Below are 21105 nucleotides of genomic sequence, written 5' to 3' on the forward strand. Positions count from 1 at the left end.
GCGCAGATGCTTCTGGCAATTGACTGCGGTAACACCAACACCGTTTTCTCGATCTGGGACGGCGAGGTGTTCCTGTGCACGCTGCGCACCTCGACCCACCACTCCCGCACGGCGGATGCCTATTTCACTTGGTATTCGACGCTGGTGAAACACTACGGGATCGATGCGGACATTACCGATGTGGTCATTGCCTCGACCGTTCCGCGCGTGGTGTTCAACCTGCGCATCTTTGCCGACCGTTTCTTTGGTTGCCGCCCGCTGGTTGTGGGCAAGCCGGAATGTCTGTTGCCCGTGGTTCCCCGCGTTGACGAAGGCACCGTTCCCGGCCCGGACCGTCTGGCCAATGCCGTGGGCGCGTTTGACCGGCATGGCGGTGACGTTGTGGTTGTGGATTTCGGTACTGCGACCAATTTTGACGTCGTCGCCTCGGACGGGGCCTATGTCGGGGGCATCATCGCGCCCGGTGTGAACCTCAGCCTTGAGGCGTTGCATCAGGGGGCTGCTGCGCTTCCGCATATCGATATCACCCGGCCTGAAAAAGTAATTGGTACGAATACGGTTGGCTGTATCCAATCCGGCGTGTATTGGGGCTATTCCGGCTTGATCGAAGGGCTGATTGCCCGGATCAAAGAGGAATACGGAATGCCGATGAAAGTGGTCGGCACCGGCGGGCTTGCGCCTTTGTTCGATCAGGCGGATGTCGGGTTTGATGCGATCGAAGACGATCTGACGATGCACGGGCTGACCGTGATCCATCGCTATAACAAGGAAAATGGCTCGACATGAGCAGTGAACGACTGATCTATCTGCCGCTGGGCGGTGCCGGCGAAATTGGCATGAACGCCTATGTCTATGGGTACGGCAAGCCGGGGCAAGAGCGGCTGATCCTCGTCGATCTGGGGGTGACCTTTCCGGACATGGACACGACTCCTGGTGTTGACCTGATCCACGCTGATATTTCGTGGCTGCAGGAACGGGCTGACCGGCTTGATGCCGTGTTTGTCACCCACGCACATGAAGACCACGTGGGCGCGGTTGCGCACTGCTATGAAGCACTGGGCGCGCCGGTCTATGCTCGCGCTTTCACTGCCAATATCGCGCGCCGTAAGATGGAAGAACATGGTCACCCCGAGGACGCGGTGCAGACGGTTTCGGCCTGGCCCGAGCAGATTTCTGTCGGCCCGTTCAAGGTTGGGTTTCTGCCGGTTTCACATTCCATTCCCGAAAGCGCGGCGCTGGTGATCGACACGCCCGAAGGCCGGATTGTACATTCCGGGGATTTCAAACTGGACACCGACCCGGTGGTGGGTGAAGCGTTTGATCCCGATCTGTGGGCCGAGGTTGCCAAACCCGGCGTCAAGGCGCTGGTCTGTGACAGCACCAACGTCTTTTCGCCCCATGCTGGCCGCTCGGAATCTGAGGTCGGCCCCGAGATCACAAAGCTGGTCGAAAACGCCGAGGGCATGGTGATTGCGACCACCTTTGCTTCGAACGTGGCGCGGGTGAAAACGCTGGCCGAAGCAGGAGCACGGGCCGGGCGCTCGGTTGTGTTGCTGGGTCGTGCCATGCGGCGGATGATCGAAGCGGCGTCTGAGACCGGCATTCTGTCGGATTTTCCCAAGGTCGTCAGCGCCGAAGAGGCTGTGGACCTTCCGCGCCAGAACCTGATGCTGATCGTGACCGGCAGCCAGGGCGAGCGCCGGGCCGCAAGCGCACAACTGGCGCGCGGCAAGTATCGCGGGATTGAACTGAAAGAGGGTGATCTTTTTCTGTTCTCGTCCAAAACCATACCCGGCAACGAGCGCGGCGTAATCTTCATCATGAACCAGCTCAGCGAAAAGGGCGTGGACGTGGTGGATGACAGCTCAGGCTTGTACCACGTGTCCGGCCACGCAAATCGCCCGGATCTTGAGAAGGTGCACGCGCTGATTGATCCGCAGATGGTGATCCCGATGCATGGTGAACACCGGCATCTGCGCGAACACGCAAAGCTGGCCGAAGCCGGTGGGCGCACGGGTATTCTGGCTGTCAACGGCACGATGCTGGATCTGACCGGCAATGAACCCAAGGTGGCCGACTATATCGAAACCGGCCGGACGTATCTGGACGGTACCGTCAAGGTCGGCGCGCTGGACGGGATCGTACGGGACCGTATCCGCATGGCCCTGAACGGGCACGTAACAGTGACGGTCATTCTGGATGAGGAAGATGAGCCGCTGGGTGAACCGTGGTGCGACACGATGGGTTTGCCCGAGATTGGTACCTCCAATGCCGCGTTGGTCGAGGTGCTGGAAGAGGACCTGAACCAGTTCCTGATGCGGGCGGACGCCAAAACGCTGCGCGACGATGACAAACTGGAAGAAGCCATGCGCCGTATCGTGCGCCAGACAGCCAAGGCGGAGATCGGCAAAAAGCCCGAAGTGACCACGGTGATCAGCCGGATGAAGTGACGCTAGTCCGCGTCGGGCATCGGATAGCCTTTGAGCTGCAGGAACAGGCTTTGTTCCTCGGTATGCAGGTAGAGGGGCACGGTTGCAGGCGGTTCGGGGTTTGAAACCCGGGCTGCAATTTCGGCCAGGACCACTTCGGTAATAAAGGGCAAATCCAGATCGCGCGCACGGTCGAGAGGAACCCATTGCAGGTGGGACAGCTCATCCGAGGCGTGGCCGAAATCGTCCAGATCGCCCTGAATCGCGCCGGCATCGACCAGAAAGAAACGCGCGTCGAACCGGCGAGGACGGCCCGGCGGCGTCACGGCGCGGAACACAAACTGCAGAGCATCGGCGGCTGGCCGGAACCCCATGGAGGCAAAGCTTTGCCAATCCTCGGGAACCGTGCCGTTCCAAGTTCCGGGTTCACCCAAGATCAGCCCGGTTTCTTCCCACAACTCGCGGATTGCCGCCGCGGCCAGCGCATTCTGCAGCCCCGGTTCGGACTTCTCGTCCAGCCGTTCGCGGCAAAGTTCGGGCATGGGGGAGACCAGAGGAATGCCTCCGTCCGCCGCATCGACTGCACCGCCGGGAAACACGAACTTGTTGGGCATGAAGACGGCTTTTGCGCCGCGCTGCCCCATCAGGATTGATGGTTCGGTCAAACGGTTCCGCAGGACGATAACCGTCGCTGCATTTCGTATCGCTGTTTTGTCTTCTGTCATTCGCTGATCGATCTGTCCGCGCGGTTCATCAAGCTTTTTCAAATCCGTGCATCCGGCGTGCCCATTGGTAGGCGACCACAGCGCCTTTGAGCCGGGGCAGCAGGAAAAGCGACAGGGCCGTGCATCCGATAGCAAAGATCAGGAACATGGTCAGCGGCTCGGGTCGAAACTCGACATATGTCACATGCAACGCCGGAGCCAGCAGGTGACCGACCAGCAGAATGGTCAAATAGGCCGGGCCGTCATCTGCCCGGTGATGAAACAACTCCTGTCCGCAATTGCTGCAGTTATCGTTAACCTTCAGGTAGCCGTGCAAAAGCTTGCCCTCGCCGCAAGAGGGGCAACGGCCGCGGAACCCTTTGATCAAAGCGGGCCGTGTCGGACGTTCGTCCTCGGTCGTGGTTTCGATCGTCTGATCTGTCATTTTGAAACTCGCGCGTTCGAATGCGCAGGATAATGCGCTTGTTTTGTCCCGCGGAAAAGGGGGGTGCGGCGCTTTGTGACTTAGGTTGGCTGCATCAGGCCGCCAAAAGTTTTTGATATTTTTGCGACGGAACCCGTGGGCCGGCCCGTTTGAACTTATGTGAGCAGCGGCGATGGGGCCGCAAAACAAAGGGAAAACGATATGAAAAGCGCGAAACTCATTCCGGCCATCCTGATCTCGGCCGTTGCGGTCACAGGCACCTCGGCTCTGGCGGCCGGGCCGAAAGATCGCGAACCTGTGAGCTTTCAGGAACTGGACGCAAATGGTGACGGCCAACTGACCAAGGAAGAGATGGAGGCCCAACGGACGAAGCGATTCACCGAAGCCGACACAAATGGCGATGGTCAGTTGAGCGTCGAGGAAATGCAGGCTGCGTCGCAAAAGAAAGCCAATGACCGCGTGACCAAAATGTTCGAAAGGAATGACGCAAACAAGGACGGTTTTCTGAGCACGGACGAGTTGCCCAAACCGCGCCGCGCTGGCAAGATGTTTGACCGTATCGACGCGGATAACAGCGGAACGATCTCGGAACAGGAATATGCCGATGCAAAAGAGCGGATGGGTCGGAAGCACAAAAAGGGTGCCAAGGCGGACTCTGACGACAGCTGATGAAGGATGGAGGACCTGACGTCCCCCTTGAACAAAGTCCGCGGTGCCTCATGCGCCGCGGATGCGTCGGACGACGCGTTGCTGCGGCAGTTCGCCAAGGGCGATGCAGCGGCTGCACGGACGTTGACGGATCGGCTGGCACCACGGTGTTTTTCGGTGGCTTTGCGAATGCTCAGCAACCGGGCCGAAGCAGAAGATGTGACGCAGGACGCAATGATGCGGCTGTGGCAGATGGCGCCGAACTGGGTGCCCGGTCAAGCCAAGGTGTCTACCTGGCTCTATCGTGTGACATTGAACCTGTGCGTGGACGTGCAGCGCAAGAAGCGGCCGGACTGTCTGGACGATGTGCCAGAACCCGAGGACGAAGAGCTCAGCGCGGCGGATCGATTGCAAGACGCGGCGCGCAAGGACGCGCTGCAGGAGGCGCTATCGCAATTGCCGGATCGTCAACGCCAAGCGGTGATCTTGCGGCATATCGAGGAGTTGCCCAACCCCGAAATCGCGGGAATCATGGGTATTTCGACGGAAGCGGTGGAAAGCCTGACCGCACGCGGAAAACGCGCCCTGGCGGCTATATTGGCCGGGCGGCAGGATGAATTGGGGTACGAAGATGGCTGAGAACGACATGGACCTGAATCAGTTATTTGCCCAAGCAAGGCAAACCCGACTTGAACTGCCCGATGATCTGGCGGTTCGCATTCTGACGGATGCCGAAACCGTACGCCTTGACCAATTGAAACCGGCAACACCATCGCGTTCTGTCTGGGCGCGAATGCTTGACGGAATCGGAGGCTGGCAGAGCATGGGCGGGCTGGTCGCGGCCAGCGCGGCAGGTGTCTGGATCGGCCTGTCGGCACCGGGCTTTCTGCCTGACCCCGCGACGATTTTCTACCCGCAAGAGACCAGTTTTGTGGTCGCTGATCTTGGCCTGGACACAACATTTCTGGAGGACGCAGAATGAGCGATAATACCAAGCCCAAAAGGCGATGGGTAACGGTTCTGCTGACCGTATCTCTGGCGCTGAACCTGTTGATTGCCGGAGTTGCTCTGGGCACAGCTTACCGGGTCAAGGGCGGGGATCACGGCAAGACGCCGCCGGGATTTGGACCAGCGATTTATCGGGCGCTGCCTAAGGAAGAGCGGAAAGCCTTGCGCGGGGAACTATCCGAGCGGCATGTGAAAGGGGCAAAACTCCGGTCTCAGGATTTTGCCGCGCTTGAGGCCGCCTTGCGGGCAGAGCCGTTCGATCCAGCGGTTGTGCAGGCATTGCTGCAGCAGCAGGCACAGGCCATGGCAGACTTGCAAAATGCGTTACAGGAGGAATGGCTGAACAGGATCACCGCGATGACGGATGCCGAGCGTCAGGTTTATGCGGACCGTCTGCAAGAGGTGGTAAAGCGCAAACGTCACGGTCGTAAGCACAAGGACTGACGGTCTCAGGCCGCGCTTTGCCGGACCTGAACCTGATTGCGCCCAGCGGTCTTGGCAGCGTAGAGCGCGGTGTCGGCTGATTTTATCAGCCCTTCCAGCCCGGCAGGTTGACGCGACGGTGAGGCGATATCGGGCTGGGTTGCGATCAGTCCGATGCTGATCGTGACCGGGATAGGGGCAGGGGTATCTGGCAGGTTGAAAGGCCTCTCGCGAATGCAGTCACACAAACCCCGAGCCAGTTCGAGCGCCTTGGCTTGCGTAGTTTCCGACAGGCCGATCATGAATTCTTCCCCTCCGATCCGGGCAATGAAACCAGCTGAACCGACGGTCTGTTTTAACCTTTTGGCGGCCTCGGTAAGAACCAGATCCCCGCCTGTATGGCCGAACTTGTCGTTGATAGCCTTGAAGTGGTCCAGATCTGCCAGCATCACTGCAATCCCCTTACCGGTGCGTGTGGATTGATGGGCGATCTGATCCATCGCACGCATCGCATAGCGGCGATTGTGCAACCCGGTCAGAGGGTCCACCCAAGACTCGACCAACCCACGCCGCAGCGACGCGCGCATCTGATCCAAGCTGGTTTTTCGCTTGATCTGGCTTTCTAGGCGCAACAGCGCCTCTTCTGCGCAGAATCCGTCCATACAGATCGCGTCGGCGCCCCGGTCCAGCGCCTCTGAGGCCAGCGCGGCATTGTCTTCCGCAAGAACGCCGATCAGCACCGTATGCCGGGTGGTGTTGCGGGATTTCAGGTCGGCCAGCAGGTTAAAGCCGGATGGATTCGTGCTGATTTCAAAGATGATGGCGTCCGGCACCGGCCCGGATAAAACGCCCTGCAGGTTTGTCGTAGTATGCGCAGACAGGTTGTGCCGCGTTCGCTTTGAAAGGGCGTTTTGCCACAACGCTCCGGTCCGTGCGGATTGCGTCAGAATAGTCACACGGGCCGCATTGGGCGGAAAAATGGGTGTGGCACCCGACTCCGCAAAGCCCATGGGATGTGAACCGGACCCGACATGCAGGTCCTGTGTCTCGGCCCTTGCGCGCAACAGGCTGCGCACTCTTGCCTGCAGGAACGTGTCTTTAAACGGGTGCGCCAAAACATCATCCAGCCCATCCGCGAGGGCCTTTAACCGGGCGATCTTGTCGTTTTGCGGCGCGATTGCCACCACCGGTACACCGATCAGGTCTGGATCGGCCAGAACCAGCCTTTTGACATCCGCCGCCGTACCATCCGGCAAGGCCTGAGACGTCAGCACCAGATCGGGCTTGGCGCGTCGCAACAGCCCGGCAAGGCCCTGAAGCCGTTCGCCCTGTACGACGTGGTACCATGCTGCCGTCAGTTGGACCTTCAGCATGATGCGATTGGTCGAGGTCCCGTCGAGGACAAGGATGGTTCCCTGCACGGACATATCACTCACCATTGATTGCATGCGTTGCCAAAGTGTTTATGAGTCTGGTTAATAAACCCTTTCCAAGACCTGATCCGGGGCTACTTTATGGCAATCTCCGCCCAATCTGCAGAAACTCTGGCGCTCAACGTTTTGGGCTGGCTGGTGGGCAACGAAGAATTGCTGCCGATTTTTCTGGGCTCGACCGGGGCTTCGGCGCAGGACCTGCGTGACAGGGCGGGTGAACCGGAATTTCTGGGGTCGGTGCTCGAGTTTCTTATGCTTGACGATTCGTGGGTGATCGCTTTCTGTGACGCCAACTCCGTGCCCTATGATCAACCCGGTCAAGCCCGCGCGGTGTTGTTCGGTGGTGCGGACATCCACTGGACCTGATCCAACAATCTTGCAGGAGCATTCAATGCCTATCGACGCGATCCTGTTCGACAAGGACGGAACCTTGTTTGATTTTGCTAACACCTGGGGCGCGTTTGGGCGCAACATAGTACTGCGTCTGGCCGATGGTGACCATGCACGCGCTGCCGAACTGGGTTGGATTATCGGGTTCGATCTGGAACAGGTCACCTATTCCGAAGACAGCATCGTTATCGCTGGCACAGTCGAGGAAATCGCCGAAGTCCTCGCCCCGCATCTATCGAACATGACACAGCATGAACTGATTGACGTCCTGAACGTCGAATCGGCCTCGGCCCCTCAGGCGCAGGCCGTTCCATTAGAGCCGTTTCTTGAGGGGCTTCGGCAGGCCGGGCTGAAGCTGGGCGTTGCGACGAATGATGGTGAAATGCCTGCGTTGCAACATCTGACATCGGTCGGAATTCGCGATCATTTCGATTTTGTCGCAGGCTATGACAGTGGCCATGGCTTCAAGCCCGGTCCCGGGCAATTGCTGGCCTTTGCAGCCCATGTAGGCGTGGACCCGGAACAGGTGGCCATGGTCGGGGACAGCCTGCACGATCTGCAGGCCGGACGCGCCGCCGGGATGACTACGATCGGTGTCCTGACGGGGCTGGCTCCGGCTGAAGCGCTGGCGCCGATGGCGGATGTCGTGCTGCCGGATATTGGACATATTCCCGACTGGCTGTCCAAAAACTGATTACGCAGCGGTCACTTTCGGCGTTTCGGGATAAGAAACCGACATAGACTGTCGCAGACAGAGCGGCCAGACACCCACCTTCGGGGCTTGCATGGGGTTACGCAAGTTCCGGAGGATCAAATGGCTGATACGAATAGGCGCAGACGTCGAAGTGGGGGACGGGCCGGTGCCGCCGAACGCAGGGGCAGCGCAGCGATCGATCAGATGCCGTGGAACCCTCCGGTCAATATCGACAATCCGACCGAACCGCTGGATCAGGCGGGGATCGAGGCGATCCATGACGGGGCCATGCGTATCCTCGAAGAGATCGGGATCGAATTCTACAACAAAGAGGCCATCGGCATCCTTCGTGAGGCTGGGTGTACCATTGATGGCGACAACGTCCGCATGGGTCGGGATTTTGTCATGGAGATGGTGGCCAAGGCGCCGTCGCGCTTTACCATTTCACCGCGTAACCCCGACCGGGCGATTGAAATCGGTGGCCGGAGTATGGTGTTCGGCAACGTGTCGTCTCCACCGAACTACTGGGACATGGAGATTGGCACCAAGGTCCCCGGCAATCGCGAGATGTGTCGGAATCTGCTGAAACTGACGCAATATTTCAATTGTATCCACTTTGCGGGGGGCTATCCGGTTGAGCCGGTCGATATCCACGCCAGCATCCGGCACCTGGATGTCCTGTACGACAAGCTGACCCTGACCGACAAGGCGATGCACGCCTATTCGCTGGGCAAGGAGCGCGTCGAAGATGTGATGGAGATGGTCAGGATCGCCGGTGGTCTGAGCCATGAAGAGTTCGAAGCATCGCCACGGATGTACACGAACATCAACTCGACCTCGCCGTTGAAGCACGACCATCCTATGATTGATGGTTGTCTGCGGCTGGCCCGGAGAGGGCAAGCGATTGTTGTGACGCCGTTCACGCTAGCCGGGGCAATGGCGCCGGTGACGATGGCAGGGGCCGTGGCGCAATCGCTGGCCGAAGCGCTGTGTGCGATTGCTCTGTTCCAATACGTTCGCCCGGGCATTCCCTGTGTCATCGGAACATTCACGTCGAATGTGGACATGAAGTCGGGGGCACCAGCCTTTGGCACGCCGGAATACATGCGTTCGACACAGATGACCGGGCAAATGGCACGATATTACGGATTGCCGATGAGGTCCTCTGGTGTGTGTGCGGCCAACGTGCCCGATGGGCAGTCGGTGTGGGAGACGTCGAACTCCCTGTGGGCGGCCGTTCAGTCGGGCACCAACATGGTCTATCACGCGGCGGGTTGGCTTGAGGGCGGTTTGATCGCCAGCCCCGAAAAGTTCATCATGGATTGCGAAATCCTGCAGCAGATCCAACGCTATATGCAGCCCGAGATCACAGCAACCGGTCCGGATGAGATTGCTCTAAAGGCAATCCGCGCGGTTGGCAATGATGGCCATTTCTTTGGTGTCCAGCACACGCAGGACCGTTACACTACGGCTTTTTACCAGCCTTTTCTAAGCGACTGGCGAAATTACGAAGGGTGGAACATTGCGGGTGGTATCTGGACGGCGGAACGTGCGCACCACATGTTCAAGGAAATCATCACCAGCTTTGAGCCTCCGCCGATGGAGGACGGTATCCGCGAAGAACTGGCCGACTTTGTCGCTCGGCGGAAAGCAGAGGGCGGGGCGCCTACGGATTTCTAGTTTTCTGTCAACGGCTTCCAACGTGATGCTTGATCAGATTTTCGGTATCTCACAAACCGTCTTGGGGTTTTGTTAAGGATTGTCGGGCCAGATTGGAACAGAAACCAATCTGAGGCATCTCATGCATGGTCTGATCAATCGGGCGGTACAGTCTTTTGTATGCGCGACTTACGGACAATCGTGCTGGCTGCGTGTGACCGAGGCGGCGGAGTTGGGCTTGGTCGAATTCGAGGCCATGCTGGTTTACGATGACGACATGACAATCCGGGTCCTGGACGCGCTCTGTGTTGACCTAAACCGCCCGCGCGCCGAAATCCTTGAGGACCTGGGTACTTATCTGGTTTCTCACCCCAACATGGAGGACTTGCGGCGCTTGCTGCGCTTCGGGGGCGGCACCTACGTTGAGTTCTTGCATTCCCTGGACGATCTGTCCGACCGGGTGCGGCTGGCGGTTTCGGACCTCAGCCTGCCAGCGCTGGAGCTGAGAGAGAAGGGGCCAACGGAGTACCAACTGTTCTGCCATCCGGGGCTGCCCGGCTATTCCAGTGTGATGGTCGGGGTCCTGCGTGCCATGGCCGATGATTACGGCGCTCTGGCGATGCTGTCCCATGACGGGCAGGAGGGTCACGCAGAGGTCATCTCGATCGTACTTGTGGAAAGCGCATTTGCCGAAGGGCGTCACTTCGATCTGGGGGCGCGGAAATCATGATGGATACCAGTGATCTGGCAGGGCTTCTGGAAACGCTGTGCCCAATGTTTGTATTGGTGGACGAAAACGGGCGGATACTGCGCGTCGGGCCGACATTGCAAAAGTTGCGCCCTGATCAGCCGATGGCCGGGAAAGATTTTTTGGACGTCTTCGAACTGGTGCGGCCGCGCGCCGTGACGACTCTTTCGGCGCTGATGGCTCTGGCTGGGGCCAAGCTGCATCTCAAGCTCCACGATACGCCGCGCACGGCGCTCAAAGGGCTAATCGCCCCTTTACCGCAGGGAAAAGGTGCGGTCATCAACCTGTCCTTCGGTATCTCGATTTTGGATGCGGTGCGTGACTATGCCCTGACCAGTGCGGATTTCTCGGGCACGGACCTTGCCATCGAGTTGCTATATCTGGTCGAGGCTAAATCCGCCGCGATGGAGGCCTCGCGGTCGCTGAACCTGCGGCTGCAGGGGGCGATGCTGGCGGCCGAAGAGCAAGCCTTTACCGACATGCTAACTGGGCTGAAAAACCGGCGCGCGATGGATGTGTTGTTGGGTCATCTGATTTCTGGGAATTCCCCGTTTGCCCTGATGCATCTGGATCTGGACTTCTTCAAATCGGTCAACGACCAGTACGGGCACGCTGCGGGGGACTACGTGCTGCAACAGGCCGCCGGGATCATGGTTGAGGAAACCCGCAATGACGACACGGTCGCGCGCATTGGCGGGGACGAGTTTGTCATAATTTTCAAGGACCTGTCGGACGAAGCTATTCTTTCGGCAATTGCGGCACGCCTGATTGACCGGTTGCAGAGGCCGATGGTGTTCGAGAGTAAGGCCTGTCGGATTTCTGCCAGCATCGGAACTGCGCTGTCCACGCAGTTCAAACCGCCCAAAGCAGCCGAAATCCTGAATGCAGCAGACTTGGCGTTGTATGAGGCGAAAAGAAAGGGCAGGTCCCGACATTGCCTTTATTCGGCGCTTGTGGGTCAGCGGCAGGGCAGTACCGCTTCCGGAATCACCTCGGACAGACCTTGGGTGCGTTAAAACCCGCGGGTGTGCGGCCGGTCAGGTCTCGTGGAAATAGCGGGACAGGGTGGATGCAACATGGTGCTTGATTCGGGGCAGTTCACCGACCACCGGAGTCACTTGGCCTTTGAATGCTGCCGCGTTCAATTCTTGCGGAACATCGTCAAGCACATGACCGCCGTTGCAGGCGAAATACGGTAGGCACAGCGCTTGAGTGGACAGGCCGGCAGCGGCTTCGGCGATGGAGGGCGGCTCTTCGACAAAACCCAAATGCACCGACTTGAAGGTCAGGTGCTGTGCCAGATCGTTGGCAAAGGTGCGGGCCACCGCAGAGGGGTTGCGGCTGCGACCAGATCCATGGGCGGCCAGCACCAGATCGGTCTCCTCCGGGGTCCATCGGTTTTCGTTCAGCGTGTCACGTAGTGCCGCTGCAACCAGGTCCGGCAGGTCGGGATCAACCCCCAAGGGATCGAGAATGTGCAGGTTTCGCCCGGCAAGACGCTTGGGCAGGGCGCCGGTGACAAACCAGCCCTTGGCCATGAAAAGCGGATAGATCACAGCATCATCTGTCAGTTCTGACAGGCGTTGTTCAAATACGCCCGGTGCGGCCAGAGTGGCGGAATGCACAGTCACACCGTCACACAAGGCATCCACCTCGGCGGCATAGGCGGCCAGCGCTTGGTCCGCCGGGAAGGGGTCAGACGGCTGGCCATGGGCAACGATAAGGGCGTGGGGCATTTTTTTGATCCTGTCCGCTTTCCCGATAGGTGTTTCCTACTGCGCCAAAGTCAATCCAAACCGTTCGGATGTCAGCCCAAAAGTGTCAGCCAGAACCAGACTGAAAGGATGGAAGTGGCAGTCCCGATCAGCACAGACGAGGCCGCGACTCGTTTGGCGCGGCCATACATGTTGGCAAAGATGTAGGCATTGAACCCGGGCGCCATCGCCGCGTTCAAAACGCCCGAGCGGAAGAGGTCCTGTGGCAGGCCAGCCGACGAACCGAACAACCACATGAGGCTGGGGTGCAGCATAAGTGAAATGGCGCAGACATAGGCGATCGCGCGCAGATCGCCTTCAGGCCTGTATTTGACCAGTACGCCGCCCAAAGCAAACAAGGCTCCGGGCAGGGCGGCGCGGGTTATGAGGCCGAGCGCTTCGTCCACTACGGAGGGCACGCCGATCCCGGACAGATTGACGACAAAACCCAGTGAAATGCCAAGGATCAGCGCGTTGCGGAACATGGCCGTCAAGACGGATCTGATCATGCGCGTGCCACCATTGCCGCGATTGCGGACCACCTCCATTACGGTGATACCGACGGCATAACAAAACGGGGCGTGGAAGGCGATGATCGCATAGTTGCCGGACAGGTTTTCGGGGCCGTAGGCGCGTTCGGTAATTGGCAGGCCCAACAATACCGAGTTCGAGAACAGGCAGCAGAACCCGATTGCGACGCAATCCTCCCATTCGCGGTGAAAGATCAGGCGGGCGCCAAACAGGCCTGCGGTGAAACACAGCGCCGCAGCCGTATAAAAGCTGGCCAATAAGCGCGGGTCGAAGCTGGCGCTCAGGTCCAGATGCGCGATTGCCAGAAACAGCAGACAGGGGATCGCGAAGCCTTGGGTGAATTTCATGAGGCCGTCCACATGGACCTCTTTAAAGTACCCCAAAGATGTCGCGGCGTATCCCGCGCCGATCACGAGGAAAACCGGCAGAATGACGTCGATCAGGTTTTGCAGCATCTTGCCACCCCGATGGATATCGCAGGCTGCATCCGCAGCGCTTTACAGAGCCTGACGGATCACCATGCCGTCAAAAGCCGGGGTGATGTGATCGGCGGTTTCGGCGTCGACCGTGTCATAGTCGAGGTCGATATGCATGTTGGTCAGCACCGCGCGTTTGGGTTTCAACTGGTCGATCCACCCCAGCGTCTTTTCCAGATGCGCGTGGGTGGGGTGCGGTGACCGGCGCAGGGCGTCGATGACCAGACAGTCCAAACCCTCCAGTAAGGGCCATGAATCGTCGTAGAATTCGGCCACGTCCGGCAGATAGACCAGATTGCCCATCTTGAACCCCAGCGAGTCGATCGAGCCGTGGTTTACCTTGAACGGATGAAGCGGGATTGCGCCACCGGGGCCGTCGATCTCGAACGGATCGGCGATGGTTTTCAGGTCCAGGATAGGCGGGTATGGAGAGCTCTCGGGTTGGACGAACGCGTATCCGAACCGCCCCAGCAGGTCGTTTTGGGTGTCTCCATCCGCCCAGACGGGAATACGTGCCTTCATGTTGAATACGATCATACGCAAGTCGTCGATGCCGTGAACATGGTCCGCGTGGCTGTGCGTATAGACCACCCCATCCAGCCGCCCGGTGCCGGTGCTGAGCAACTGGCTGCGCATGTCCGGCGTCGTGTCGATCAGGACGGATGTGGTGCCTTCAGGCCCATCGCGCTCTACCAGCATCGAGCAGCGGCGGCGAATATTTCTAGGGTTGTTCGGGTCGCACGCGCCCCAATGTCCACCTAGCCGGGGCACGCCGCCGGAGGAACCGCAGCCGAGAATGGTGCAGCGCAGTTCGGTCATGCGGCCGCCTTATAGGTTGCGGCCTTGGAGAACAGCTGGTCGAAATTGGCCTGAGTCTGGGCGGCGAAATCGGCATAGTCCATACCGAACACTTCGGCCCCTTTGCGGGCGGTGTGAGCGGTATAGGCCGGTTCGTTGCGTTTGCCGCGATATGGCGGCGGGGCCAGATAGGGCGCGTCGGTTTCCACCAGTACGCGGTCAACCGGCGCGGCGGCGAAGATATCGCGCAGTTCCTGACTTTTGGGAAAGGCGGCGATGCCGGACATAGACAGGTAGAAGCCCAGATCCAGAGCGGCTTTGGCCAGTTCCGCCGAGGACGAAAAGCAGTGCATGACGCAGGAGTAAGGCGCGCTGCGGTATTCCTCGGCCAGAATGCGCGCCATGTCTTCGTCGGCTGCACGGGCGTGGATGATCAGGGGCAGGCCGGTGCGCTGGGCAGCCTCGATATGGATGCGCAGGGATTGTTTCTGCGCCTCGGCACTGTCAGCGGTGTAGTGGTAATCCAGCCCGGTTTCGCCAATGCCCACGAATTTGGGGTGCTGGGACAGCGCGACCAGTTCGTCGACGGTGGCCATCGGCTCATCCGCCGCGCTCATGGGGTGGGTGCCAGCGGCGTAGAAGACGGGCGCGTGGGTCTCGGCAATGGCGCGGACGATAGGCTCGTTGCGCAAGCGCGTACAGATCGTGACCATGCGGGTCACGCCTGCTTCGGCAGCGTTGGCTACAATCTGGTCCAGCTGCCCCTCAAAATCGGGGAAGTCCAGATGGCAATGACTGTCGGTGATCTGGGGCGTGTCGCTCATCTGCTCTGACCGGCGGTTTCCTGTATCTTGAACATCGTATCTAGGACCAGAGCGGCAGGGTCAAGGTTCACCGCCTGACCATGTCGCGCGCGGGCTGTGATGGTCGCGGCGACCTCGGCCCATTGGCGAGCTTGGTATGGTGACATAGACAGGCGGGCCAGCGTTTCCGCTTCGTTCGGAGCGGCTTCGGGGACAGGAGGCGCTCCGGTTGCGCCGGTCAGGGCAAGGCGGGACAGGGCGACGTCGATCAGGGTCAGCAGCAGTTCGAAACGGTCCGCCGCGCCGCGCTGGGCGGCGGCCTCGGCCAGCGCCAGTGCGCGCTGGCGGTTCATGCGGGGCAAGGTGCCCAGAATGGCGATCAATTCGGCGTAGATCTCCAAGCCGCCCAAATTGATCAGCCGCACCGCATCGCCGACAGATCCTGCGGCGAGTGCTGCCAGATGATCGGTCTGGGCGGGCAGTTCTGCACCGGATTGCGACAAGGCGGCTTGCATGTCTTCTGCTCCCAACTGCGACAGGCGCAGGGTGCGGCAGCGCGACCGGATCGTCGGCAACAGGCGCGACGGTTGGTGCGAAATCAGTAGCAAGGTTGTTCGCGCAGGTGGTTCTTCGAGCATTTTCAACAGGGCGTTGGCTGCGCTGACATTCATTTCATCCGCCGAGTCCACGATGACGACCCGACGCCCGCCATCGGCGGATGACAGACCAAAGAATTTTCCAAGCTTGCGGATGTCGTCGACAACGATTTCGTTGCGCAACCGGCCCTGGTCGTTGAGTGAGCGGGTGATAGCGGCGAGACCCGGTTCCGCCCCGGCCAGAATACGGTGCGCGACGGGGTGGTCGGGATCGGTCTCCAGTGATACCGGCGGTGGTGGAGCGCCGAACAAACCATCCTCCTCGACCGGTGGTGTTGCCAGCAAGAAGCGGGCAATCCGCCAAGCCAGGGTTGCCTTGCCGACCCCGCGCGGGCCGATCAATAGCCAGCCGTGATGTAACCGGTCCGAGGTGTAAGCGCTCAGAAACGCCTGCTCGGCCTCAGCCTGTCCGAACAGGTGTCGGGTTTCGCGCGGGTGCGGGGCGCCGGGGGCCTGATCCGGGGTTGGGGTGTCGTCGCTCATCTATCGTCTGTCACAATGATTGTAGGACGATATCTGTCACATCCTGTGCTACGCTGTCCATGTCCCGGTTGCCGTCGATCACACGGAAACGGTCCGAGAATTCATCCGCCAGCGCCAAAAAGCCCGCGCGCATCTTTTTCTGCAGATCTATGCCGAAATCCTCGAACCGCTCTTCGGTGCCCTGACGACCTTTGGCGCGGGTCAGGCCGGTTTGCGGATCCATGTCGATCAGCAGTGTCAGGTCGGGTTCGCGCCCGATCATGAGTGCGTGCAACTGGTCGACCAACCCACGCAGGTTGCCGCGCGAAAGACCCTGATACATGCGGGTGCTGTCGGCAAACCGGTCGCAGATTACAACCTTGCCTGCGGCAAGCGCCGGTTCGATGGTGCGTTCCAGATGATCCCGACGCGCGGCGGTGAACAACAACAGTTCCGTCTCGGCCGACCAACGGTCGGGATCGCCCTCCAGAACCAGACGACGGATTTCCTCGGCCCCGGCTGATCCCCCGGGTTCGCGCGTCAGGACAACCTCATGGCCCAGATCACGCAGGTGGTCCGCGAGCATAAGCGCCTGCGAGGATTTACCTGATCCGTCAATGCCTTCGAAGGTCAGAAACAACCCGGGTCTCGTCACAATGCGTCCAGAGGATTGCCGATCACATCGGTCAGAACGATGCCGCCCACGGTCATCATGCGCACTACGAAACCTCCGGCCGCGACGCTTTCAGACGCCACCAGAGGGCGGCGAATTTCCGGCAGACCTTCTGGCGTGATAACCAGCTCAGCCAGTTGCTGACCCTTTTCAATTGGCGCGTTGACGGGGCCGTCATAAACAACCTCGGCCTCGATATTCTTGTCGCCTAGAACCGGGAACAGCAGCGACAGATCCTCTTCCGGCACCAGACCCACGGTCTTTTGCGCACCCATCCAGACCTTGGCTTCGGCTATCGGAGTGTCCGCGTTGGCAACTGTCCTCTCGACAAAATTTCGAAACGACCAGTTAACCACGGCCTCAGCCTCCTCTGCGCGGCGGGCAGTGCTGTCGAGGCCGGTGAGAACGAAGATCACCCGGCGATCGCCCTGCTTGGCCGAGCCGACAAGGCCATACCCGGCCTCTTGCGTGTGGCCGGTCTTCAGACCGTCTGCGCCGATCCCCAGTTTCAAAAGCGGGTTGCGGTTGCGCTTGTTCGACGGCGCGCGGCCATCGAATTCAAACACTTCCTCGGCGAACAGTGGGTAGTATTCCGGGAAGTCCGAAATCAGCCGATCTGCAAGTACTGCAAGGTCGTGAACTGACATCATGTGACCCGCTGCAGGCCAGCCGTTGGAATTGGAGAAGTTCGAGTTGTCCATGCCCATCTGCTTGCCGCGCTGGGTCATGTAGCGGGCAAACCCGGCCTCGGTTCCATCGGGGCTGAGCGCTTCGGCGATCACCACGCAGGCGTCGTTGCCTGACAGAACGATGATACCGCGCAACAGGTCCTCGACCCGGACGCGGTCCTGAGTGTTCAGGAACATGGTCGAGCCGCCGTAGCTCATCGCGTGTTCGGAAACCGGTAAGGTTTCATCTAGCGTCAAGCGGCCATCGCGCAGCGCCTCGAACGCGACGTAAAGCGTCATCAGCTTGGACATCGACGCTGGCGGAAGCGGCTGATCCGCCTCTTTGGACAGAAGAACTGTACCGGTTGTCTGATCCATCACATAGGCCGCGCGGGCCTGCGTGTCGAAAGCATGGGCGGGCAGGGCAAACAGCGCCAACCCAAGGGGCAAAACAGATGATCGAAGTGAGGACAGCACGGGGGCCTCCTTTGTTTCAGTTTTTGACGGTGAACGCGTCGGTAAAGCCAAGATCCTTGACGTCGCGCTGTATCGCATTGCGTTCCGCGCGGGTTCTCGCCGGACCAACCAACACGCGCCAGACCGTTTTGTCGTCGGATTTCAACTCACGAATATCAGCGGACATGCCATTCCGCTCAATCTTCGAGACAGCGCTCTCGGCGTTGGCTTCGACATTGAAAGTTCCTACTTGAACAAATGGTTTGGGCAGTGCGCGCGGGGTCTTTTTCTGAGATGTCGCTGCGGCGGTTGTGGTGGCCGGCGTCGGCTCTGCCGCGTCAATGGCGGCGGCTGCGCCCGCGATGGGGTCCAGAGGTGTTTCGGTGATCGTGTCAGGATTCTTCTTTTGCCACCATTTCCGTTTGGCGGGTTTTTCTTCTGGCGCTGCAACTTTCGGGTCCGACAAAGTGGGGGCCGGTGTCGCCTCGGCGGCTGTTTCAACTGCTTGTTCCGCCGCTTCGGTGGTCGCCTCGGCTGCTGAGTCGGTTGCCGCTGCGGCAGCTGTTCCGGTTGCGCCAGCGACGGCAACCTTTTCCTTCTTTTGCCACCACTTGCGCTTGGCCGGCTTTTCCGCGTCGGCCGTCGAGGTATCGGCCACACCGTCCTGAGGTTTGGTGTCTTCCGTTTCAGGCGCGGCTTCCGCTGTTTCGATTTCCGGGGCTTCTTCCGGTTCCGGTTCTTTTGTCTCGGCCGGCTTGCGCCGCAGGGCGGTGACCTCGACCTTGGTTGGCGCCCCGGCAAGGATGCCCAGCTTCTCAGCCGCTGCCGAAGACAATTGTAACGCCGGTCCGGGCTGGCTTCTTTCCCGCCGGAACAAGGCGCCGGTGATGGATTTGTTGTTGGCCGTGTTCTTGATTACGACGCGTTCTGGCTGAGTGACGTCGGGATGGGCGACCCAGATACCACCCAATGATGGACGGCCATCCCACAGACCAGCCTCAACCACGTTGAACACATCCGGTGCTTCAACTGAGTCACCCGAGGTTTTCGAAAAATCCGGGAAAAGTTCGACCTTGTCATCGGCCTGGGCGTCACCACTTGGGGCGTCTGTTGATGAAGCCCCTTCCGGAAACAGGCCCTCCTCACAACCGGCCAGAACTGCCAATCCCACGACAAGCACCGCCAGCGATCGCGGTTTTGCGCGTGTCTCACTCGCTCGTTTCATTTTGTCATCCCTTGCCTGAAGAGGCCTCGTTTCCTGAGCCCCGTCGCCGATCGCCGGTTCTGTCGTGCCGGTCTGCTTCGGTCTTTCCTGCAAAGCATAACGTGGGCAAAGTGCCATGGAAAGACCACTGCGCGCGCTTCGGCGAGATTTCCCTATTTGCTCTTGCCACCGTTTCAACTTGGCCTTAGACCCGGCCCCACGCGGGGAGGTGGCAGAGTGGTCGAATGCGGCGGTCTTGAAAACCGTTGGGCGTGAGAGCGTCCCCAGGGTTCGAATCCCTGTCTCCCCGCCACTCATACCTGTCTCACTTCAGTTGTGTTTTCTGACCCGGAATTGTGTCGCAATTCCCGCGAGTTGGCGCATGCGCTTTCAATCAGAGATGGAGCAGACTGTACACGCAGAACGCAATTCAGGCCTCAGTCTCAGTGGCGCATTTTGGCGGGGTCGCTTTGGGCTGAATTTCCCTGATACCCGGCAATTTACAGGGAATTTTCGTGAGACGGGTTCAATATCAGACGTTTTGCAGGTCAGAACCGTATGCTTTTCAGCGGCTTATGTGGGAAATTCCCTAAAAGGTGGAACAGGTAATTTTCTTGAGCGAACAGGGAATTATTCCGACGGATCAGGGAGGGCGAACCCTGTATCAGGGAGGCCGGTTCTTGAGGTGTCAAAAGTCGAACAGACATTCCTGTTCGGCCCAATCAAGTGCGTGGGTAACGCTGACCAGACGTTTGAGTGTGAGTTCGGGCGGCTGGGTGCCGTCGAGAATCGCGGCCTGAATCTTCGGTGAGAGAAAGGCGAGCTGAGCACGGGTACGGATGAAAGCGCCGGGAACGCTTTCCCGGCGCGCAATTTCCATCAGTTGAACTCCTGCTTTCAGATCACGGGCCCAGCCATGGGCGCGGATCAGCATGGAACGGAGGTGGGGATCGGGTTGGGGTACCGTTTCTCCGGCGATGACTTTGGCCTCGACACCGCGGCGGCGCAGATCGAAGGATGCGGTGACGTGGGCGAGATCCGGGTGCAGATGGTCCGCGGCGATGCCAAGTGCGCTTGCCAGGGTTTTGCGGTTCAATTCGAGGTCGATCTGGCCTCGTGCAATTCTGCCGCTGGCCAGAATATCAGCGCCGAACTGACCGCCTTGGCCTTGAAGCCGGGTCACGAAATCCGCAACTGAAGTCTGCACTGCCTCGGCTGATCCGGCCTCCGGCAGCGCCAGAACTCGATGCGTGATGGCGGCGTCTTGCAATTGTCTGACGATGACATCAATGACCACGTTTTCCAGCGCCGGGCCGGGCAGTCGCCAGCCGGAGATATCCTTGCCGCCCGCGATCAACCGATTGGAGATATAGTAGCGCAATCGTCGGCCCTTGCGGGTGGTGTGGGTTGGCGTCAACCTGTCACCAGTTTCGTCCTGCATCAAACCGGTGAGCCAGGCGCCGGGGTCATTGGAGCTTTGGCGCGCATCGGAGCCGCCGCGTGCCCGCAAGCGGTTGGAGGCCTGTCGCATTTTTTCCTGCACCCGGTCCCAGAGGTCTTGTCAGAAGAACATTACTTGAGCGGGGCAGGGCGTTTGCGTAGCTTTTGCCCATGACCAGACCTGCCTCTTTCAAGTATTTCAAAACCAGCCCCGAGATCATCCGCCTTGCAGTGATGCTATACATCCGTTTCCCGCTCTCGCTTCGGAATGTCGAAGATTTGTTGCACGAGCGAGGCATCGACGTGAGTCACGAAACTGTCCGGTATTGGTGGAACGGTTTGGCCCAATGTTTGCTGCTGAGATCCGAAGAAAGCGTGTTCAGCAATTGAGAGCATACTCCAAATGGAAGTGGCACGTGGACGAGGTTTTCGTGAAAGTGAATGGCAAGAGACACTACCTCTGGCGGGCCGTCGATCATGAGGGCGAAGTGCTGGAAGCCATTGTCACCAAACGTCGAAACAAGCGGGCGGCATTGAAATTCCTCAGGAAATTGATGAAGCGGCACGGTAAAGCTGAAGAAGTAGTCACCGATCGCTTCGCGT

General features: G+C 59.6%; 23 protein-coding genes, 1 tRNA gene and 1 pseudogene. 13 read left to right on the forward strand and 12 right to left on the reverse strand.

Going from position 1 to position 21105, the window contains the following annotated elements:
• Positions 1–6: 6 nt before the first annotated feature.
• Entirely contained in the window at positions 7–786 is a 780-nt protein-coding gene (locus AC2FEE_RS03200) for a type III pantothenate kinase (protein WP_496862994.1), read from the forward strand.
• The gene (locus AC2FEE_RS03205) at positions 783–2450 is read left to right on the forward strand and encodes a ribonuclease J (protein ID WP_496862995.1); all 1668 of its coding nucleotides are present in this window, start codon (positions 783–785) and stop codon (positions 2448–2450) included. Before AC2FEE_RS03200 ends, AC2FEE_RS03205 begins: the two co-directional genes overlap by 4 nt.
• Positions 2451–2452: 2 nt before the next feature.
• On the opposite strand, the gene AC2FEE_RS03210 is transcribed toward AC2FEE_RS03205, so the two are convergent.
• A complete protein-coding gene (locus AC2FEE_RS03210) occupies positions 2453–3154 on the reverse strand; it encodes an NUDIX hydrolase (protein WP_496862996.1) in 702 nt (233 codons plus the stop codon).
• A 28-nt stretch (positions 3155–3182) separates the two neighbouring features.
• A complete protein-coding gene (locus AC2FEE_RS03215; RefSeq protein ID WP_496862997.1) occupies positions 3183–3578 on the reverse strand; it encodes a DUF983 domain-containing protein in 396 nt (131 codons plus the stop codon).
• Between the two features lie 201 nt (positions 3579–3779).
• Here AC2FEE_RS03215 and AC2FEE_RS03220 point away from each other — a divergent pair, with 201 nt between their 5' ends.
• The 4 genes from AC2FEE_RS03220 to AC2FEE_RS03235 are packed head-to-tail and all read left to right on the forward strand — an operon-like array spanning position 3780 to position 5678.
• Positions 3780–4247 carry an EF-hand domain-containing protein gene (locus AC2FEE_RS03220; RefSeq protein WP_496862999.1) on the forward strand — a complete coding sequence of 156 codons (468 nt, stop codon included), beginning with the start codon at positions 3780–3782 and terminating at the stop codon, positions 4245–4247.
• Between the two features lie 6 nt (positions 4248–4253).
• Positions 4254–4865 (forward strand): RNA polymerase sigma factor, encoded by a 612-nt coding sequence (locus tag AC2FEE_RS03225; RefSeq protein WP_496863000.1) that lies wholly within the window; start codon positions 4254–4256, stop codon positions 4863–4865.
• Positions 4858–5208 (forward strand): hypothetical protein, encoded by a 351-nt coding sequence (locus AC2FEE_RS03230; RefSeq protein WP_496863001.1) that lies wholly within the window; start codon positions 4858–4860, stop codon positions 5206–5208. The genes AC2FEE_RS03225 and AC2FEE_RS03230 overlap by 8 nt, the downstream gene beginning before the upstream one ends.
• Positions 5205–5678: a periplasmic heavy metal sensor gene (locus AC2FEE_RS03235; protein WP_496863003.1), complete on the forward strand. Its 474-nt coding sequence runs from the start codon at positions 5205–5207 to the stop codon at positions 5676–5678. The genes AC2FEE_RS03230 and AC2FEE_RS03235 overlap by 4 nt, the downstream gene beginning before the upstream one ends.
• Positions 5679–5683: 5 nt before the next feature.
• Here the strand turns inward: AC2FEE_RS03235 and AC2FEE_RS03240 are convergent, their stop codons facing one another.
• On the reverse strand, positions 5684–7084 hold the full coding sequence (locus tag AC2FEE_RS03240; protein WP_496863005.1) for a diguanylate cyclase: 1401 nt from the start codon (positions 7082–7084) through the stop codon (positions 5684–5686).
• Between the two features lie 87 nt (positions 7085–7171).
• On the opposite strand from AC2FEE_RS03240, the gene AC2FEE_RS03245 reads away from it, so the two are divergent.
• The 5 genes from AC2FEE_RS03245 (at position 7172) to AC2FEE_RS03265 (ending at position 11597) form a co-directional block, all read left to right on the forward strand.
• Positions 7172–7456 carry a DUF3572 domain-containing protein gene (locus AC2FEE_RS03245; protein WP_496863006.1) on the forward strand — a complete coding sequence of 95 codons (285 nt, stop codon included), beginning with the start codon at positions 7172–7174 and terminating at the stop codon, positions 7454–7456.
• Positions 7457–7481: 25 nt separating this feature from the next.
• Positions 7482–8174, forward strand: coding sequence for an HAD family hydrolase (locus tag AC2FEE_RS03250; RefSeq protein WP_496863007.1), 693 nt, complete (start codon positions 7482–7484; stop codon positions 8172–8174).
• A 120-nt stretch (positions 8175–8294) separates the two neighbouring features.
• A complete protein-coding gene (locus AC2FEE_RS03255; protein ID WP_496863008.1) occupies positions 8295–9854 on the forward strand; it encodes a trimethylamine methyltransferase family protein in 1560 nt (519 codons plus the stop codon).
• 121 nt (positions 9855–9975) lie between these two features.
• Positions 9976–10563 (forward strand): heme NO-binding domain-containing protein, encoded by a 588-nt coding sequence (locus AC2FEE_RS03260; protein WP_496863009.1) that lies wholly within the window; start codon positions 9976–9978, stop codon positions 10561–10563.
• Complete coding sequence (locus AC2FEE_RS03265; protein WP_496863010.1) at positions 10560–11597, forward strand: GGDEF domain-containing protein; 1038 nt, start codon at positions 10560–10562, stop codon at positions 11595–11597. Before AC2FEE_RS03260 ends, AC2FEE_RS03265 begins: the two co-directional genes overlap by 4 nt.
• Before the next feature lie 21 nt (positions 11598–11618).
• Here the strand turns inward: AC2FEE_RS03265 and AC2FEE_RS03270 are convergent, their stop codons facing one another.
• From AC2FEE_RS03270 to AC2FEE_RS03305, 8 genes are all read right to left on the reverse strand, one after another.
• Positions 11619–12317 carry a CbiX/SirB N-terminal domain-containing protein gene (locus AC2FEE_RS03270; RefSeq protein ID WP_496863011.1) on the reverse strand — a complete coding sequence of 233 codons (699 nt, stop codon included), beginning with the start codon at positions 12315–12317 and terminating at the stop codon, positions 11619–11621.
• A gap of 71 nt (positions 12318–12388) precedes the next feature.
• Complete coding sequence (locus tag AC2FEE_RS03275) at positions 12389–13321, reverse strand: AEC family transporter (RefSeq protein WP_496863012.1); 933 nt, start codon at positions 13319–13321, stop codon at positions 12389–12391.
• A 42-nt stretch (positions 13322–13363) separates the two neighbouring features.
• Positions 13364–14161 (reverse strand): MBL fold metallo-hydrolase, encoded by a 798-nt coding sequence (locus tag AC2FEE_RS03280; RefSeq protein WP_496863013.1) that lies wholly within the window; start codon positions 14159–14161, stop codon positions 13364–13366.
• Positions 14158–14964, reverse strand: a complete 807-nt coding sequence (locus tag AC2FEE_RS03285) for a TatD family hydrolase (protein ID WP_496863015.1) — start codon at positions 14962–14964, stop codon at positions 14158–14160. The genes AC2FEE_RS03280 and AC2FEE_RS03285 overlap by 4 nt, the downstream gene beginning before the upstream one ends.
• On the reverse strand, positions 14961–16082 hold the full coding sequence (locus AC2FEE_RS03290; protein ID WP_496863017.1) for a DNA polymerase III subunit delta': 1122 nt from the start codon (positions 16080–16082) through the stop codon (positions 14961–14963). The genes AC2FEE_RS03285 and AC2FEE_RS03290 overlap by 4 nt, the downstream gene beginning before the upstream one ends.
• A 10-nt stretch (positions 16083–16092) precedes the next feature.
• The gene (gene tmk / locus AC2FEE_RS03295; protein ID WP_496863019.1) at positions 16093–16716 is read right to left on the reverse strand and encodes a dTMP kinase; all 624 of its coding nucleotides are present in this window, start codon (positions 16714–16716) and stop codon (positions 16093–16095) included.
• Positions 16713–17879: a D-alanyl-D-alanine carboxypeptidase family protein gene (locus tag AC2FEE_RS03300; RefSeq protein ID WP_496863020.1), complete on the reverse strand. Its 1167-nt coding sequence runs from the start codon at positions 17877–17879 to the stop codon at positions 16713–16715. The genes tmk and AC2FEE_RS03300 overlap by 4 nt, the downstream gene beginning before the upstream one ends.
• Before the next feature lie 16 nt (positions 17880–17895).
• Positions 17896–19083, reverse strand: coding sequence for an SPOR domain-containing protein (locus AC2FEE_RS03305; RefSeq protein ID WP_496863022.1), 1188 nt, complete (start codon positions 19081–19083; stop codon positions 17896–17898).
• A gap of 202 nt (positions 19084–19285) precedes the next feature.
• Between AC2FEE_RS03305 and AC2FEE_RS03310 the strand changes: the two genes are divergently transcribed.
• Positions 19286–19375, forward strand: a tRNA-Ser gene (locus AC2FEE_RS03310).
• Positions 19376–19750: 375 nt separating this feature from the next.
• Here the strand turns inward: AC2FEE_RS03310 and AC2FEE_RS03315 are convergent.
• Positions 19751–20605: a hypothetical protein gene (locus AC2FEE_RS03315; protein ID WP_496863023.1), complete on the reverse strand. Its 855-nt coding sequence runs from the start codon at positions 20603–20605 to the stop codon at positions 19751–19753.
• Positions 20606–20673: 68 nt separating this feature from the next.
• Between AC2FEE_RS03315 and AC2FEE_RS03320 the strand changes: the two are divergent.
• A pseudogene (locus AC2FEE_RS03320) lies at positions 20674–21105 on the forward strand (IS6 family transposase); the annotation flags it as partial.

Source organism: Ruegeria sp. YTSC199, from assembly GCF_059609725.1.